The sequence below is a fragment of the Pseudomonas sp. GM30 genome, from assembly GCF_000282275.2.
Lineage (GTDB): Bacteria > Pseudomonadota > Gammaproteobacteria > Pseudomonadales > Pseudomonadaceae > Aquipseudomonas.
Map to the genome: position 1 here is coordinate 339,006 of NZ_AKJP02000027.1, position 16,866 is coordinate 355,871.

The window sequence follows — 16,866 nt, forward strand, 5'->3', positions numbered from 1 at the left end:
AATGCGTCCCCCTGTGGGAGCGAGCTTGCTCGCGAAGAGGGCCTTCAGGTCAGCGCAGATTTAACGGCCAATCACCCCTGCCACTTGCCACCCTCGACAATCACACTCTCAGGCTGGGTGTCGTCGCTCAGCTCTTTGCGCACATATTGGTCGTACAGCTTGAGCAGGTACTTCTCTTCACCCAGCTTGGCCAACTCGGTATTCACCCAGTCACGCAGCTCGACGTTGCCCTTCTTCACTGCGGGCGCAATCGGTGCTTCGGCGCCGAGTTTTTCGTCCAGCACGCGGTAGCCCGGGTTCTGCTTGGCCCAGCTGAACAGCACCAGATTGTCCTGCGCGTATGCATCACCACGACCGTTGGCCAGGGCTTGCAGCGACTCGGAGTTTTTCTCGAACTTCAGCAGTTTCCAGTCCGGATGATTCTTGGTCAGCCAGATGTCGGCGGTGGTGCCGGTGGTAACGATAGTGGTGCGGCTGGCCAGGTCATCGAGGCTCTTCACCGCGCTGCTCTGGGGCACCAGCGCCTGCACCGCGACCTTGAGGTTCGGGTTGGTGAATTCCACCGCTTCCTTGCGCTCCGGGGTCACGGTCATGTTGGCGAGGATCAGGTCGACCTTGTCGCTTTGCAGGAACGGAATGCGGCTCGCCGGCTCTACGGCCACGAACTCGACCTTGTTCTCGTCGCCCAGCAGATCCTTGGCGAAGCGCCGACCGATGTCGGTGTCGAAGCCGACGTAGCGCCCGGCCTCATCGACGAAACCGAACGGTGGCTTGTCGGTGAACACGCCGACGATCAGTTTGTCGCGGGCCTTGATCTTGTCCAGGTAACCGGCCGGCGCAGTGCTTGCGCTGGCGACTTTCGGCTTGGCCGGTTCTTCGGACTTGTTGCAGCCGGCGAGCAGCGCGAGTCCCAGCAGCGGCAGTAAAAACAGGGATGACTTGGCAGTTTTCATAGCGGTTCCAGTTCCTTTGTCGGATTCGTTTCAGGCAGTGTTGCAACGAAGGAGAACTTCTCCAGAAACTGCTGCGCGCGTGCGGTTTGCGGGTTCGTAAAGAAAATCTCGGGCGGGTTCTGCTCAAGGATGCGTCCGGCATCCATGAACACGATGCGGTCGGCCACCGCGCGGGCGAAGGCCATTTCGTGGGTGACGATCAGCAGGGTCATGCCCTCGCGGGCCAGGCCCTGAATCACTTGCAGCACTTCCTTGACCATCTCCGGATCGAGGGCGGCGGTGACTTCATCGAAGAGCATGACCCGCGGGTTCATGCACAACGAGCGGACGATGGCGATGCGTTGCTGCTGGCCGCCGGAGAGCTGGCGCGGGAACGCATCGCGCTTGTCCGCCAGGCCCACCCGTTCGAGCAAGGCTTCGGCCTGCTGCTGCGCTTCACGACGCTGGCGTTTCTGCACCTTGAGCGGACCGAGCAGCAAATTGTCGAGCACGCTCATGTGCGGGAACAGGTGATAACTCTGGAACACCATGCCGATCTGCTGGCGCACTTCACGCCAGTCAGTGGCTTTGTCCAACAGTTCACGCCCGACAAATTTCAGGCTGCCGCTGTGCGCTTCTTCCAGACCATTGAGGCAACGCAGCAGCGTGCTTTTGCCACAACCGCTGGGGCCGAGGATGACGATCACTTCGCCGCTGCGCACTTGCAGGTCGATGCCCTTGAGCACCTGCTGCTCGCCGTAGAATTTGTTGAAGCCCTGAAACTCGATCAATGCGCTCATGCTTGCGTCCAGCGCCGCTCCAGCACGCGCGAGGCGGCCGACAGCGGGTAGCAGATGAAAAAGAAAAACAGAAACAGCGCGCCGTAGATCAGCACCGATTCGTAGGTGCGCTCGATGATCTGCTGGCCGACCTTGATCACATCGACCACGCCAATCAGCACCGCCAGCGAGCTGGTCTTGATGATTCGCGTGTAGACGTTGATGGTCGGCGGCGTCATGCGTTTCAGTGCCTGCGGCAGCAGTACGTAGCCGTACAGTTGCGCCGCGTTGAGGCCGATCGACAGCCCCGCCTCACGCTGCCCGCGCGGCAACGAATGCAGCGCACCGCGCGCCACTTCGCCCACCTCGCTGGCGCCCCACAGCGACAGCACCAGCACCGCGCACCAGAAGCTCGGCAGGCTCAGTCCGAAGAAAATCGGCAAGCCGAAAAACAGCAGGTACAGCCAGACCAGCACCGGAATCGCCCGGAACAGTTCCAGATAGATCCGCAGGATCACGTTCAGCCACCTCACGTTGAGCGTGCGCAATACGCCGTAGAGCACACCGCCAACGGTGCTGATGGCGATGCTCAGGAACGAGATCGACAGGGTTTGTCCGGCGCCTTTTGCCAATTGCGGCAACGACACCCAGAGCAGTTCAAGACCCGAACTGGCCATGCTGGAGCCTCCTTTCCAGACGGCTGAGCAGCAGCGACAGCGGCAAGAACAGCAGCACGCAGATCAGCGTCAGCACGGCGAGCATTTCGTAGGTTTTGTAGTAGAGCGCAATGTAGCTCTTGGTGGTGTAGAGGATTTCCGGCACCGCCACCGCCGAGACCACGGTGGTTTCCTTGAGCAGGAAAATGAAATTGGCGAACAGCGACGGCAGGCTGAGAATCCCCGCTTGCGGCAGGATCACGTAGCGCAGCAACTGGCCGTGGGACAAGCCAATGGAGCGCCCCGATTCCAGTTGCGCCTGCGGTACCGCATCGACCCCGGCGCGCAGCACTTCGGTGAGGTAGGCGCCGCCGAGAAAAGTCATGGTGATGATCGCCGCGGTGAAGCCGGAGACCTGGATGCCGATGGCCGGCAAGGCGAAGTAGACGAAGAACAACTGGATCAGCAGCGGCGTGTTGCGCGCCAACTCGACATACAGGCCGACCGCGCGTTGCAGGTACGGTGTGCGAAACACCAGGATCGTCGCGTTGAGCAGCGCCACCAGCAGCGATGTGCCGATGGCGATGAAACCGACCTGCAACGTCACGCCCACGGCCTTGAGAAAGGCCGGCAGGGTGCTGAGGATAAAGGCGTAATCGAAAGTCATGAAGCATCCTGGACGTCGCTCGGTAAGCGGCGGTCATGCAGTCCATGGACAGCGGGTAACTGTCCGGCAGGCGCTGACTTTATAGGTATAAAAACAAGAATTTAAATACCGTTAAAGCATATTGATATCACCCAAAAAACTATCTTGTGGGTTTGCCGGGAAGGAATAAGAAGGCTATTTTCCCTTGCGCTGTAGGAAGGATCTTTTTTGCGTGAAAGCCCTCCAAGGACGAACAGCTTTTGGCCAGACTCCCCCGGCCAAACCATTACAAGGAAGACAACATGGACGTAAAAGTGCCGCAGCGACTGGATCCGCAGGACATCGTGAAATTGCTCGTGGCGTTGCGCCGGGCGTTGAAGGCTCAGGTGGCCTGAACCCGATCTGGCTTTTGATATCTTGTGGCGAGGGAGCTTGCTCCCGCTCGACTGCGCAGCAGTCGCAAACCGGGCACGCCATTGGGAGCCCTTCGGCCTCCAGCGGGAGCAAGCTCCCTCGCCACAGGCATGTCGATCCCACCACTCGAGCACAAAAAAACGCCGATGCCCATCACTGGCCATCGGCGTTTTCATACCTTGAAGGGGTGGTTCACGCGTCGGATCAGAACGCCGGCAATACCGCGCCGTTGTACTTCTTCTCGATGAACGCTTTGACTTCCGGGCTGGTCAGGGCTTTGGCCAGTTTCTGGATGGCGTCGCTGTTCTTGTTGTCCTCACGGGCCACCAGGAAGTTCACGTAAGGCGAGTCAGCGCCTTCGATCACCAGCGCATCCTTGGTCGGGTTCAGCTTGGCTTCCAGCGCGTAGTTGGTGTTGATCATGTCCAGATCAACCTCCTTCAGGACGCGTGGCAGCAGGGCCGATTCCAGTTCCTTGAACTTGAAGTTGTGCGGGTTCTTGGCGATGTCTTTCGGGGTCGCCAGGGCGTTTTTCGGATCTTTCAGTTCGATCAGGCCCGCCTTCTGCAGCAGGATCAGTGCGCGACCGCTGTTGCTGCCTTCGTTCGGAATGGCGATGGTCGCGCCGTCCGGCAGATCAGCCAGCTTCTTGTACTTGCTCGAGTAGCCACCGAACGGTTCAACGTGCACGCCTTGCACGGTCACCAGGTACTTGGCCTTGTCGTCTTTGTATTTACCGGCGTTGAAGCTGTCCAGGTAAGGTTTGGTCTGGAAGTAGTTGGCATCCAGACGCTTCTCGCCAACCTGCACGTTCGGTTGCACGTAATCGGTGAAGACTTTGATCTCCAGATCCACGCCTTCTTTGGCCAGGGTCGGTTTGATCAGCTCAAGAATTTCCGCGTGCGGCACCGGAGTCGCCGCCACCACCAGTTTCTCGCCGGCCTGAGCCAGGGAAGCAGTCAGAGCAGCCGCCAATGCGGTAAACAACAGAACCTTTTTCATGCAGTGTCCTTATCGAGAATCACGGTCGCGAATGGCGACGGCTATTAATACGAGTGCCAGTGAAGTGCTATCTCTGGCGTGAAGCGGACAATACCGGGATTTTTTATTCCCGGACAATAACGTTTATTCACGTTGATATTCCATTTTGTTCATACACGCGAGATAGACGTGCAGGCGCTGCCGCAGGCTGCGATCTTTTGATTTTCAACGGGTTAAATGTGTCTGGAAGCAAGATCAAAAGATCGCAGCCTGCGGCAGCTCCTACACGAGGCCTGCGTTTTTCAGTAGCTGCTTTAGCGCCTGCCGATCGGAGTCGGAGCCGGCTCCCTGAATGTGTTTGATCTGGCTTTCGATCTGCACCAACGTCGGTGGCAGGTTCAGGTGTTCCGGGAGGATTTCGTCGCCGGTGCTGACCAGCAGCGCGAAGTGAATGACGTTTTCCAGCTCACGGGTGTTGCCCGGCCAGCTGTGGCGCTCCAGCAGGTGTTGCGCCGCTTCGCTGATCAACGGCACCGGCAGGTCGAGGCGCTGGCTGTAGATGCCGAGAAAATATTCGGCCAGCGACAGGATGTCGCCGATCCGCTCGCGCAGCGCCGGCAGTTCCAGCTGCCCTTCGCTGAGGTAGTGATAGAGCCGTTGGTGAAACTTCCCCGCGTCCACCGCTTGCGCCAGGTCGATGCTGGTCGCCGCCACCAGCCGCACATCCACCGGGCTTGGCTGATGCGCGCCGACGCGGGTGACTTCGTGATTTTCCAGGGCGGCGAGCAGTTTGATCTGGATCGGCAACGGCAGATCGCCGATTTCGTCGAGATACAAAGTGCCGCCATTGGCCGAACCGAACCAGCCGGCACGACTGCTGGCCGAACCGGTGTAACTGCCGGCGGCATAACCGAACAGCTCGGCATCGGCGTAAGTAGGACTGATCGCACCGCAATTGACCGAGACGAACAGGCCGCTGCGATCACTGGCCCGATGGATATGGCGCGCGAGCAGCTCTTTACCGGTGCCGGTCTCGCCGCGGATCAACACCGAGATCGAACGCGGTGCCAGGTGCTCCAGTTCCTCGCGCAACTGGCGGGAACGGGGATCGACGAACACCAGCGCCTTGGCGCGAATGCTCAGGGGACTTTTTTCCGCATCGGGAAAGGTCAGCAACGGCTGACCGAACGTTTCGAAACTCATGGCAGACTCCCGCCCAGAACCGCCGGCAGACGGGGGCGTTCAAAAAAGAAAAAGGTTCAAGCGCGACGCCGGGCGTGGTGTTCCATACGGTTTTGCAGGCGATACAGATAAGCGAAGCCCTGCTCCCAGCGCTGATGCCCGGACTTGACGTTGATGTGCCCGGCCCCGGCAAGAATTCCCGCCTCGGCGCCCCAGTTGCGCGCCAGCTCCAGCGCGCGCGGGGCGCTGACGGCGGCGTCGTTGTCGGAGGCCACGACCTGGCTGGGGAACGGCAGCAGATCGGTCGGGATCGGCGCGAAATTGCGCAGCGCCGGCGCGCAGGCCGGACGCTCGACGTCGGCCGGTGCGACCAGCAACGCCCCGCGCACTTGCCGCAGGTATTGCACGGGCGCGGTGGCAGCCCAATGCGCAACGGTGACGCAACCCAGGCTGTGAGCGATCAGGATCACTGGCGTGCTGTCGACAGCAATCGCCTCGGCCAGCGCCGCGACCCAGTCTTCACGGCGCGGCGTCAGCCAGTCGGCCTGCTCCACCCGGGCGCTGTTGGGCAGGCTGTTTTGCCAGTGGGTTTGCCAATGATCTTCTGGCGATCCTTGCCAGCCCGGCACAATCAGATAGCGGATTGATTCGTTGCGCATGGGGGAGCTCTCCTGCGTCGTGTCTGTTCCTGATCGAGTATAGGGACGGGATTTATATTCGTTAAGGAATAAGAAGCTATTTATTAAGACCCAAAAGAAATATGTCTGGCTTTGTGTAGGAGCTGCCGAAGGCTGCGATCTTTTGCTCTTGTTCTTAAAATCAAAATCAAAAGATCGCAGCCTTCGGCAGCTCCTACAGGGGGTAGTTTTTGCGGGATAAAAAAAAGGGCCGCACCCTGCCAAGGAGACGGCCCTGGAAAAACGTAAATCCTGTTACCGCGCAGTGATCACCGACAACTTGGTAATCCCCGCCCGCTCGATCGAAGCCATGGCCCGCGCCACCTCGCCGTAGTTCACCCCGTCGTCGGCCTGCAATTGCACGCGCACTTCCGGGTCCTTGGCCTTGGCCGACTTGAGGTTGAATTCCAGCAAGTCCGGCTGGATTTCATCCTTGTTGATAAACAGTTTGCCGGCGCCGTCGATGCTCACCACCAGCGGATCTTTCTGCTCGACCGGTGCTACCGCTTCGGTCTTCGGCAGGTTGATCGGGATCGCGTTGGTCAGCAGCGGCGCGGTGACGATGAACACCACCAGCAGCACCAGCATCACGTCCACCAGCGGCGTCACGTTGATCTCGCTCAGCACCTCGTCGCTGTCTTGCGTGGAGAAGGCCATATCAGGACGCCTCCTTCACTTTTGTTGCGCTGCCCGGCGCCGCTACCTTGTTCGCGGTCGGGTGGATCAGCACGCGGAACGAGCTCTTCTGCGCCAGGCTGTAGAAGTCGTGGGCGAAGTCATCGAGATCCGCCGCCGTCAGTTTCAGACGACGCAGAAAGTAGTTGTAAACCAGCACCGCCGGCACCGCGACGGCGATCCCCACACCGGTGGCAACCAGTGCCGCACCGATGGGACCGGCGACGGTTTCCAGGCTCGCCGAGCCTGCCGCGCTGATGCCTTTGAGCGCTTCCATGATTCCCCACACCGTGCCGAACAGGCCAATGAACGGCGAGGTGCTGCCAATACTCGCAACCACTGCCAGACCGGTTTCCAGCGAACGGCGTTCGCGAACGATCTGCTGACGCAAGGCCCGTTCCAGGCGATCCTGATGGTTGATCGCCTGGCTCAGGTCATTGGCCTGCGGCGCCTCACCCACCTGGATCGCCGCGTAACCGGCCTGTGCTACCCGGGCGGCAGCACCGGGCTGGGTTTCACTCAATTCCGCGGCGGAGTCGAGACTCGATGCCGCCCAGAAACGTTTATGAAACTTGCGATCCTGCGCCTTCAGACGACCGAACTGCACAGCCTTGAGCAGCGCCAGTCCCCAGGTGGCAACGGAAAAAACCACCAGCAGCCAGATCACCGCACTTTCGATGGATTCCAGTGGAGAGGCCAGTAACGTCATGATGTGTTCCCTCGTGTAAACATCTAGCGCGAATAGGTTTCGGTTTAATGAATCTTGAAATCGATGGGCACGCTGACCCAGCCGTCCTGGGCGACATCACCCTGCTTGGCCGGCACGAAGCTCCACTGCTTGACGGCATTGAGTGCCGCATCGTCGAGTTGCTGCCGACCACTGCTTTTCTGAATCTGAATTTCACCGGGCTTGCCATTGGCCAATACGTGCACCCTTAGCATCACCGTGCCTTCCCAGCCGCGACGCTGGGCCAGCGATGGATATTCCGGCGCCGGATTCTTCAAATACGCGGCGTTGGCCGAGGCCGGCGTTACCGGAGCCGGAGCCGGTGGTGCAGGTGGCGCCGGCGCTGCGACTGGGGCTGCCGGTTGCGCCGGCGCAGGTGGTTGTTCAACGGCTTTGGGTGCCGGTTTCGGCACCGGTTTGGCCACCGGTTTCGGCTTGGGCTTGGGAATCGGTTTGGGTGGCGGCGGCTTCACCGCCAACTCGTCTTCAACCGGCGGCGGTGGCTCAACGACCGGTGCCGGTGGCGGCGGTTCGACCACTGGTGGCGCGGGTGGCGCCGGCCGCGAAAACTCGATGGTCATCGGTGGAATTTCCGGCGGCACGATCGGCAATGCCGGCGTCGGATGCTGGTTGATCCAGTAGATCACCGCGCCATGCACCAGCAGCGCCAGCACGCCGAGCAGAATGGTTTCACGGCGGCTCAGAATGCCCTTGGGCACACGCTGCAACCGCAGCTGCCCCAGCGGCACACGATGGGGCCGGCCGAGATCGACCAATTCGCCACTCGGTGCCTGGCGCCACAGCACCTCCTGTGCACTGGCGGCGGTCTGGACATTGCCCATTGATTCACTCCCTGCGGTCTCTTTGCGAAGTACCCGACGGGTCGCCGCAAACATCCCCCGGGCGACCGGTCGTTGGGTGAATCATTGGAGTAATGGCTTATCTCCGAAAGTAACTTTTATCGATGTGCTTAGAATTTTTATGAATATAAATTTTTGCTGATCGCTCCGAAGCCACGCCCTGCAAGGGCTGGCGCCGAGGTCAAAATTTACAATGCTTTTCAAGCATGAAAAATATTCGGCGAAGGCATGCGAAAAGCCTTCAATCCGGGCTTTTTCAGGGTTTTTGTCGGATGAATTCAAGGCCTGTCAGCGCGACATCGCCGCTCAGATCGGCAGCGCTGCCCAGTGCCCGCAAGCGTGTGTAGGCTTGATCGGGTGAGAACATCACCCAGGCTTGCGCCGTGCCATCTGCCGTCAGCGTATTGAAAGAGATGGCGACCGGGCCTGTTGAAAAACCATGCCTGAAGTGAAAATTGCCAAATGCGATCGGATAATCGGTGCCGGACTCGGACAACGTGCCGGTGAAACTGCCGGTGCGGTCATCGCCCTCGACGAGGGTCAAGGTTGTATCTGAAGGTTCATGACGATAAACGCCGTTGATCGTGGACATGTGCAGCATCCTTGCTTGATGTTTTGAGAGAAAAATCCGGCGCTGGCTGCGCCTCATGCATGGCGAACGAAGTCGCCCGGCAGGCTGCTGACCACGCCGTCATAAGTAACGCGCACGCAGTGCCCCTGCAGTTCATGAGTGCCGCGACTTGGCGAGAACAGGGTCAGGGCGAAATAACCGTGATCCTGGTTATTGGCAATCAGCGTGACCACGGTTGGCGGCTGGTAGCCGTTGAGGCTGGCGTAACGGCCACTGACGATGCCGTAGTTGATGCCTTGGTGATGCAACGTGCCGCCGAAGACCCCGGTGCGGTCATCGGAATCGACAATCGTCAGAGAGGGCCCATCGAGGGTGTTGGAATAAAGCGCGTTTTGCATGTAAGCGTCCTGCTCGAATGATTAAGTTCACTTCGAGCTTAGAATCAGATGCCAGCAAACGCTGTCATCCACAGGAAGCACAAACACCATGAAAATGACTTATTTCATGTAAGAAAAAAGCCGCCAGGCTTGAATAGCATGGCGGCTTTTTTCTGCAACATTTAATTACTGTTTAATAAACTCTCCAGCCACACCCACAACATCACCATCAAAGTTGGTACGCGAACCCACCGCACGAACTTTCGAATAGTTGTGATCCGGCGAGAACAGCGTCCAGGACTGATAGCCCGAGCCGTCATTCAGAGCCGCGAAAGTGATGATCGTAGGCTGCCCGGTGCTGTTCTGGAAATGGTAATGCCCGTAAGCGATGTCGTAGTTCACGCCGTTCTGGCTGAACTTGCCGCTGAAGGTGCCGTTGGAGTCATTGCCATCGGTAATCGTCAGTTTGGCGCCAGCGTTAGCGTTTACATAATTGCCATTAATGCTCGACATAACGAGATTTCCTTTATCGTTGGATAAGTGTCTTCCGCTGAGAGCAAGTTCCCTCCTGGAAACTCACGACACTCAGGATGGTTGGCCATTCACTTATTGTCCACGCGACTTTTCAACGAAATTGCAATAAGCAGTATTCAAACCGCACATAACTTATCGCCATTCATTCGAGCATTAATTCCTTTTCAACTAACGACTGGCACTGGTCTGCTGCACTGCCGATGTCGGGGCAATCACGGCGGTCTCGGAGCGCGGCGTACCCTTCGGCACCCAGTCGTAACTCACGGGCAACGCCCGATAGACCCAGTTACTGATCGCGTCGCTGCCCGGCGCTTTGCCCAGATACGGGCTGACGTATTCCCAGACGTTTTCACCGCTGGCCGTGACCTGGAAAAACCGTCCGTTCATGCCTTCGTCGATCAGCGTATTGCCGTTGGGCAAACGTCGCGCGCTGCTGATGAACGAGCTATAGAACGCCCACCCCGGCTGCTTCGAATTCGCCGCGCTGTATTGCCAGACGATCTCATTTTTCAGCGGATCGATTTCCAGCACCCGCGAACCGGAAATCAGCCCGAGGGTGACGTTCGGATACCCTGCCGAACCCTGGTTGTCGAACACCAGCAGGTTGCCTGCGCCGGGCAACCCAGCCGGGATGATGTGCGCGTCATGCTGGCCGACGAATTGATCCACCGGTCGCGGCAGTTTCTGCGCGGTTTTCGGGTTGATCAGCGGCAGGTTCGGGCCGAGGCGCCAGACCACCTTGCCGCTGTGTTTGTCGATGATCGCGATGAAGTTGGCGTTGCGTGAATCGAGCAGCAGGTTGTCCGGATTGAAGCGTTTGTCCCCGGCATCGAACCACTTGTTCGGCCCGACCACGCTGAGGTTGTTGATGTGCAGATAATCCGGGTTGTCGCTGGCGCGTACCAGTTTCAGTTGCTCCGGGGTGAAGCCGAATTCGTTCAGGTGTTCCGAGGCCAGCCACTGCCATTTCACCTGCCCGTCGGGGCTGACTTCATAGATCGCATCGTCGATCACCTCGGGTACCTTGAAGCCTTTGACCTGGTGCACCTTGTTCGCCAGCACCACGGTGTTGCCGTTGCTTAACCGGCGCTGATCATGATGCTGTTGCGCCGCACCGCCGGGCGCCTTGTCACCCCACTGCCAGACCACTTTGCCGTTCCAGTCCAGTTCGCCGACGCTCTGGTTGCCCAGACCGTTGCCGGCCGAACCGAGCTTGCCCGGTTCCTTGTCACTGAGTTGCAGCAGCACATGCCCGCGCTCACCACCGACCAGTTGCGGGTCGATGATCGCCGACGGGAAACCCGCCTGCGGCCAGGTCTTCACTGCATTGCCATTCATGTCGATCAGGTGCGTCTGCTTGTCGGCGCCACTGAAGATCACGTACTGGTTAAAGGCCTTGTTCGGGTCATAGCGGGTAACGCCGGTGGGGTACACGCTGGGCGCGGCGAACGCCGTGCTACTGAGTACCACGCTGGACAACAGCAGCGCTGAAGCGGTTTTGCCTGGCAACATGATGCAGCTCCTTGAATGACGGATCAGAAGTCGTAGCGACCGGTAACGCCGAGGGTGCGCGGCGTACCGAGCAGGCCTTCATAACCGCCGTTGCCGCCGGTCCACAGGGTCGTGTAGTAGGTCTTGTCGAAGGCGTTTTTCAGCCACAGCGAAACGTCCCACTGGCCCTGATTGAAATCGCCGCGCAGACCGGTGGACAGGTTGACCACCGCATAACTCGGGATCTGCCCGTAGTCGGAATCCTCAACCGTGCCCACCGCTTTCGAGCGGAACGCGTAGCTGGCGGTGACGTAAGGTTCGAAGCCGTTGGCCAGATTCCATTTGTATTCACCGTTGGCGTTGCCGATCCATTTCGACGCGCCGACCACCTGGTGCCCGCTGAGGTCGCAAGAGGCTGGCGCGCCCGGTGCCTGGCTGATTTCCGGCGGGCACGGCGCATCCTTGTACGAGAGATAGCTGACGTCGTTGTACGAGCCGTTGAAGTTCAGGGTCAGGCCACGCAACGGAATTACCGTGCTTTCAAATTCGACGCCGCGCGAGCGTACGGAGCCGGCGTTAGTCAGGTATTGCACGCGGTTGACGTCGTCGTAAGCGTTGGTCTGGTAGGCATTGACCTGAGTCCAGAAAACGTTGGCGTTGAGCTGCAGACGCCGATCCCACAGGGTGCTTTTGAAACCGAGTTCGGCGTTGTTCGCACGTTCGGTGCCAATCAGCAGCGAGTCAGCGCCAGCGGTTGGAGCAGACCCCACCGCGAGGTTCACCCCACCGGATTTTTCCCCGTGGGACAGCGTGGCATAGCCGAGCAGATCATCGGTGATGCGATAGCTGAGGTTGAGCAATCCGGACGGGCTGGAGCTGTACTGATTGAGATCGCCGGAGTCGTAGGCGCCAGTGCGTCCGCGTCGTGCGGTGGCCGCAGCACCGGTGACATTGGCGCCACCGACCGGCGCATCGCGGGTGACCCAGGCGTTCTTCTCTTCATAAGTGCCGCGCACGCCGGCGGTGAAATCCAGGCGCTCGGTAAGGTGCCAGGTGCCTTGGGCGAACAGGGCGAAACTGTCGGTCTTGATGTGGCCGTTGCCGACGCTGCCGACGTTGGCCAGCGCACCGCGTGGCGTGCCGTTCCAGATGTCGGCCTGCGGGCCGTAATAGGCGAAGGATTTGTTATCCAGATCCGAGCCGAAGTAGTACGCGCCCACCACGTAATCGAAGAACTCGCCCTTGGGCGAGGCCAGACGAAATTCCTGCGAGTACTGTTTGTCCTCTACCGAAACCCCGGCGTTGTAAGTCGCCGCAACGTTGAGACCATCGTCGTTGGCCGGGGTGAAATTCCAGAAGCGATAGGAGCTGATCGAGGTCAGGGTGAAATCACTTGGCAACGTCCAGTTGGCCTCCACCGACGTGCCGCCCTGATGCACGGTGACGTGCTGATCGTTGTCCAGATTGACCTTGCGGTGCGAGCCGTTGACCAGCGTCGCGCCGGCCGCATTGGCCCGCGATTGGTAGAGGTTGATGCCATTGATGGTCGGCCCGGTGTTGTACAGCACGCGGGTGCCGGCGCTGGAATCCTCTTCGTTGTAGTCGCCGATCCAGCGCAGGTTGAAGTCTTCGTTGGGCTTGAACAGCAACTGCGCACGGAAGCCATCGCGCGAGCCACCGTTCAGGTCATGGCCGTTGTATTCGTTCTTGATGTCGCCGTCGCTGCGGGTGCGATAGGCCGAGAAACGTCCGGCCAGTTGATCGTTGAGCGGCCCGGAAATCGTGCCCTTGGTCTGGAAGTAGCCGTCCTCGCCGAACGAGGTTTCGATGCTGCGCTCAGGGGTGAAGGTCGGCGCGCGGGTGCTGATGTTGATCACCCCGGCGGTGGTGTTTTTGCCGAACAACGTGCCCTGCGGCCCGCGCAGGACTTCGAGCTGCTCGATGTCCATCAGGTCGAACACCGCCATCCCCGGACGGCCCAGGTACACGTTATCGATGTACAGGCCGACACTGCCTTCCAGGCCGTCGCTGGCCGGGTTGTTGCCCAGGCCGCGAATCGACACGCTGGACTGGCGTGCGTGCATGTAGGCGACGTTGACGCTTGGCACCAGTTGCTGCAAATCCTGAATCCGGTAGACCCTCTGCGTCTCCAGCGTCTGGCCGCTGACCACGCTCATCGGCGTCGGCACATCTTGCGAACTTTCTTCGCGACGGCGGGTGGTGACGGTCACGGTCTCCAGCTGCGAGCTGTTGGCCGCAGGCTTGCCGGCGGGGACTGGCGCCGGGGTTTCGGCGTCGGCGGCGTAGCTGTGAGTCCAGCTGGCACTCCCCGCCAGCAACAGGGCCAGAGGCAGGCGTTTGAGCCGTCGTGGCGTTAAGGGTGACGCAAGGTTCAACGGACTCATGGCGCGGCTCCTGGTCAAAAAACACACAGACATCTTCAGCGCTGCATATTCTTTTAAGTTATTTATTTATGGATTTACAAATATTTACTGCATAAGAGATTGCCTTTATAAGGAGTCGACCTAATGCATATCCAATGCATTTCCCGGATATTTTTTATGTGAAAAATGCATATCGACTTGCGCCAACTTCGACACTTCATCGCCCTCGCCGAACAACGCAGTTTCGTCGCCGGCGCGCAGGCGGTGAACCTGTCGCAGTCGGCGTTCAGCCGCAGCATTCAGGCGCTGGAACACAGCGTTGGCTGCCAGTTGATCGATCGCGGACGCAAGGAACTGCCACCGACCAAGCAAGGCCAGGTGCTGCTCGAACATGCCCGGCGACTGGTCAGCGGCGCGCAGCAGATGGCCAACGAGATCAGCCAGTTCAATGGTCTGGAAGCGGGCGAGCTGCGCTTCGGTTGCGGCCCGGCGCCGGCAGCCGGATTGATCCCGCGCGCGATCGGCGCGTTCATCGGCCGTTACCCGAAAGCGCGGGTGCAATTTCAGGTCGATGACTGGCAGAGCCTGAGCAAACGCCTGCTCAGTGAGGAGTTCGAATTCTTCGTCGCCGACACCCGGCACTTCGAGGCCGATCCGGATTACCTGACCCATCGATTGCGTCCGCGCAAATGGCATTTCTGCTGCCGCGCCGGGCATCCCTTAACGGCATTTGAACGGGTCTCGGCCGAACAATTGATGAGTTATCCACTGGCGGTGAGCATTCGCCCGCCGAACCTGCGCAAGGTCATCGTCGACCTCAGCGGCCGCCCGGATTTCACGCCGAATGTGGAATGCGAAAACAGCTCAAGCCTGCTCAGCGTGGTGCTGCGTTCGGATGCGATCGGCATTGTCGGGGCGTATTCCGATGCGCTGCATCAGGCCAAGGGTGAGCTGGTGTGTTTGCGGATCGAAGGGTTGGCCGATGATCTGGAAGAGCTGTACACCCGCTACGGGATTGTCAGTCGGGCGGGGTATCGGTTGTCGCCGCTGGCCGAGGCGATGATTGAGCAGATCAAGGCGATTGATGCGGTGGGTGAGGAGGTTTGTTCACTCGAAAATTTAGCTGTCTGAGCTGCCGCTATCGCTGGCAAGCCAGCTCCCACAAAGTCCGGGTGTTCACATCATTTGTGCCCGGCGCAAATCCTGTGGGAGCTGGCTTGCCAGCGAAGGCGTCGCCAAAGGCACCGATGCATCCCCTGCATAAAACCCATTCCCCAAATGCACTTGCCGAACACCCCCGCCGAAAGCGACAACCCCCACCTGTCTTTCTGACCGGTGAACCCCATGTCCAACCCGCAAAACCCCGTGCGCAACGTGCTGTACATCATGTGCGATCAGCTGCGCCGCGATTACCTGTCCTGCTACGGCCATCCGCATCTGCACACGCCGAACATCGATCGCCTGGCCGCCGCCGGCGTGCGCTTCAGCCGCGCCTACACCCAGGGCACGATTTGCGGGCCGTCGCGGATGTCGGCCTACACCGGGCGCTACGTCAGCAGCCATCAGGTGGCGTGGAACGCCGTGCCGTTGCCGCTGGAAGAACTGACGATCGGTGATTACCTGCGCCCCCACGGCATCCGCACCGCGCTGGTCGGAAAGACCCACGCCACGGCAAATGTCGACGCCCTGCAGCGTCTGGCGATCAACCCGGACAGCGCGCAGGCCGAAGTGCTCAACGAGGTCGGTTTCGAACCGTACTTTCGCCACGACGGAATCTTCCCCGACGACCCGCTGTTCGACGACAAGCGCGAATCCGCGCCCTACACCCATTACCTGCGCGAGCAGGGCTTCGACGGGCGCAATCCCTGGCACGACTGGGCCAACGCCGCCGAAGGCGAGAGCGGTGAAATCCTCAGCGGCTGGCAGATGCGTCATGCGCATTTGCCAGCGCGAATTCCCGAGCAGTTCTCAGAGACTGTCTACACTACAAATCGAGCCATCGACTTCATCACCGAGCAAGGTGAGAAATCCTGGTGTTTACACCTCTCCTACATCAAACCGCACTGGCCCTATATCGTACCGGCGCCATACCACGCCTTGTACAGTACGAAATCGATTCTCGAAGCGGTCCGCGCGACGCCCTCCGAAGCCAGCAAACACCCCGTATACACGGCGTTTCGTCAACATGAGGAAAGCCTCAACTTCTCCCGTGATTCAGTACGATTGAATGTAATCCCCACCTACATGGGCCTGATCAAGCAGGTGGATGATCAACTCGGGCGGCTGTTCGATTTTCTGCAGAGCAACGGTCGCTGGGATGACACGCTGATCGTGTTCACCAGCGATCATGGCGACTTTCTTGGCGATCACTGGCTGGGCGAAAAGGAGTTTTTGCTGGAGCAAGCGGTAGGCGTGCCATTGATCGTGCGCGACCCGCGCGCCGCGGCGGACATCACCCGGGGTACGGTGGATGAGCGGTTGGCGGAAACCATTGATGCGTTACCGACGTTTCTCCAGGCACTGGGCTTGCCGGGCGCCGAGCATCGGCTGGAAGGACGCTCGCTGATCCCGCTTTTACACGGAGAAAATCCCGACTGGCGCCGCTACGCCATCAGCGAATACGACTACGCCTTCCAGGCCCCGGCACGCGAGCGACTTGGCCAGCCGATCGACCGTTGCCGCATGACCATGGTGCGCAGCGAGCGGTGGAAATACCTGGCGTACGACGGCTTCCGGCCGCAGTTGTTTGACCTGTTGAATGACCCGCAGGAGCTGCGCGATTTGGGTGAGGATCCGGCGTACGCGGCGGTGCGCGAGGAGCATGCGGGGTATCTGTTCGAGTGGGTGCGCGGATTGAAGCGGCGGACCACGATCAGTCATCAGGAGATTGATGTGCGTGGACAGCGGTTTCGCTATGGAGAGCCAGAGGTCGAGAAAGTCGTGCAGATCGGTGTGTGGTAGTTAAAAGCATCGCTGGCAA

The 16,866-nt window shown here is 59.7% G+C and carries 17 protein-coding genes; 2 read left to right on the forward strand and 15 right to left on the reverse strand.

Annotated elements, in window-relative coordinates; all coding sequences use genetic code 11:
* Window positions 1-71 precede the first annotated feature (71 nt).
* The 15 genes from PMI25_RS19360 to PMI25_RS19430 form a co-directional block, all read right to left on the reverse strand.
* Window positions 72-953 carry a transporter substrate-binding domain-containing protein gene (locus PMI25_RS19360; RefSeq protein ID WP_007964751.1) on the reverse strand — a complete coding sequence of 294 codons (882 nt, stop codon included), beginning with the start codon at window positions 951-953 and terminating at the stop codon, window positions 72-74.
* Complete coding sequence (locus tag PMI25_RS19365) at window positions 950-1,732, reverse strand: amino acid ABC transporter ATP-binding protein (RefSeq protein WP_007964752.1); 783 nt, start codon at window positions 1,730-1,732, stop codon at window positions 950-952. Before PMI25_RS19365 ends, PMI25_RS19360 begins: the two co-directional genes overlap by 4 nt.
* A complete protein-coding gene (locus PMI25_RS19370; protein WP_007964754.1) occupies window positions 1,729-2,388 on the reverse strand; it encodes an amino acid ABC transporter permease in 660 nt (219 codons plus the stop codon). Before PMI25_RS19370 ends, PMI25_RS19365 begins: the two co-directional genes overlap by 4 nt.
* Window positions 2,369-3,034, reverse strand: coding sequence for an amino acid ABC transporter permease (locus tag PMI25_RS19375; protein WP_007964755.1), 666 nt, complete (start codon window positions 3,032-3,034; stop codon window positions 2,369-2,371). Before PMI25_RS19375 ends, PMI25_RS19370 begins: the two co-directional genes overlap by 20 nt.
* 597 nt (window positions 3,035-3,631) lie before the next feature.
* Window positions 3,632-4,429, reverse strand: a complete 798-nt coding sequence (locus PMI25_RS19380) for a MetQ/NlpA family ABC transporter substrate-binding protein (RefSeq protein ID WP_007964757.1) — start codon at window positions 4,427-4,429, stop codon at window positions 3,632-3,634.
* A gap of 261 nt (window positions 4,430-4,690) precedes the next feature.
* The gene (locus PMI25_RS19385) at window positions 4,691-5,611 is read right to left on the reverse strand and encodes a sigma 54-interacting transcriptional regulator (protein ID WP_007964758.1); all 921 of its coding nucleotides are present in this window, start codon (window positions 5,609-5,611) and stop codon (window positions 4,691-4,693) included.
* Between the two features lie 56 nt (window positions 5,612-5,667).
* Window positions 5,668-6,249 (reverse strand): alpha/beta hydrolase, encoded by a 582-nt coding sequence (locus tag PMI25_RS19390; RefSeq protein WP_007964759.1) that lies wholly within the window; start codon window positions 6,247-6,249, stop codon window positions 5,668-5,670.
* A gap of 273 nt (window positions 6,250-6,522) precedes the next feature.
* Window positions 6,523-6,924, reverse strand: coding sequence for an ExbD/TolR family protein (locus PMI25_RS19395; protein ID WP_003220570.1), 402 nt, complete (start codon window positions 6,922-6,924; stop codon window positions 6,523-6,525).
* Between the two features lies 1 nt (window position 6,925).
* Complete coding sequence (locus PMI25_RS19400) at window positions 6,926-7,651, reverse strand: MotA/TolQ/ExbB proton channel family protein (RefSeq protein ID WP_007963447.1); 726 nt, start codon at window positions 7,649-7,651, stop codon at window positions 6,926-6,928.
* A gap of 44 nt (window positions 7,652-7,695) precedes the next feature.
* Window positions 7,696-8,511, reverse strand: coding sequence for an energy transducer TonB (locus PMI25_RS19405; RefSeq protein ID WP_007963448.1), 816 nt, complete (start codon window positions 8,509-8,511; stop codon window positions 7,696-7,698).
* Between the two features lie 274 nt (window positions 8,512-8,785).
* Window positions 8,786-9,121 carry a hypothetical protein gene (locus PMI25_RS19410; RefSeq protein WP_007963449.1) on the reverse strand — a complete coding sequence of 112 codons (336 nt, stop codon included), beginning with the start codon at window positions 9,119-9,121 and terminating at the stop codon, window positions 8,786-8,788.
* Window positions 9,122-9,174: 53 nt separating this feature from the next.
* The gene (locus PMI25_RS19415) at window positions 9,175-9,498 is read right to left on the reverse strand and encodes a hypothetical protein (protein WP_007963450.1); all 324 of its coding nucleotides are present in this window, start codon (window positions 9,496-9,498) and stop codon (window positions 9,175-9,177) included.
* A 165-nt stretch (window positions 9,499-9,663) separates the two neighbouring features.
* On the reverse strand, window positions 9,664-9,990 hold the full coding sequence (locus PMI25_RS19420) for a hypothetical protein (RefSeq protein ID WP_007963451.1): 327 nt from the start codon (window positions 9,988-9,990) through the stop codon (window positions 9,664-9,666).
* A gap of 189 nt (window positions 9,991-10,179) precedes the next feature.
* The gene (locus PMI25_RS19425) at window positions 10,180-11,523 is read right to left on the reverse strand and encodes an aryl-sulfate sulfotransferase (RefSeq protein WP_007963452.1); all 1,344 of its coding nucleotides are present in this window, start codon (window positions 11,521-11,523) and stop codon (window positions 10,180-10,182) included.
* Window positions 11,524-11,546: 23 nt separating this feature from the next.
* Entirely contained in the window at window positions 11,547-13,907 is a 2,361-nt protein-coding gene (locus PMI25_RS19430; RefSeq protein ID WP_007963454.1) for a TonB-dependent receptor, read from the reverse strand.
* A gap of 165 nt (window positions 13,908-14,072) precedes the next feature.
* Here PMI25_RS19430 and PMI25_RS19435 point away from each other — a divergent pair, with 165 nt between their 5' ends.
* Both PMI25_RS19435 and PMI25_RS19440 read left to right on the forward strand, forming a co-directional pair.
* The gene (locus PMI25_RS19435; RefSeq protein ID WP_007963456.1) at window positions 14,073-15,017 is read left to right on the forward strand and encodes a LysR family transcriptional regulator; all 945 of its coding nucleotides are present in this window, start codon (window positions 14,073-14,075) and stop codon (window positions 15,015-15,017) included.
* A gap of 213 nt (window positions 15,018-15,230) precedes the next feature.
* Window positions 15,231-16,847, forward strand: coding sequence for an alkaline phosphatase family protein (locus tag PMI25_RS19440; RefSeq protein ID WP_007963457.1), 1,617 nt, complete (start codon window positions 15,231-15,233; stop codon window positions 16,845-16,847).
* The last annotated feature ends 19 nt before the right edge of the window (window positions 16,848-16,866 follow it).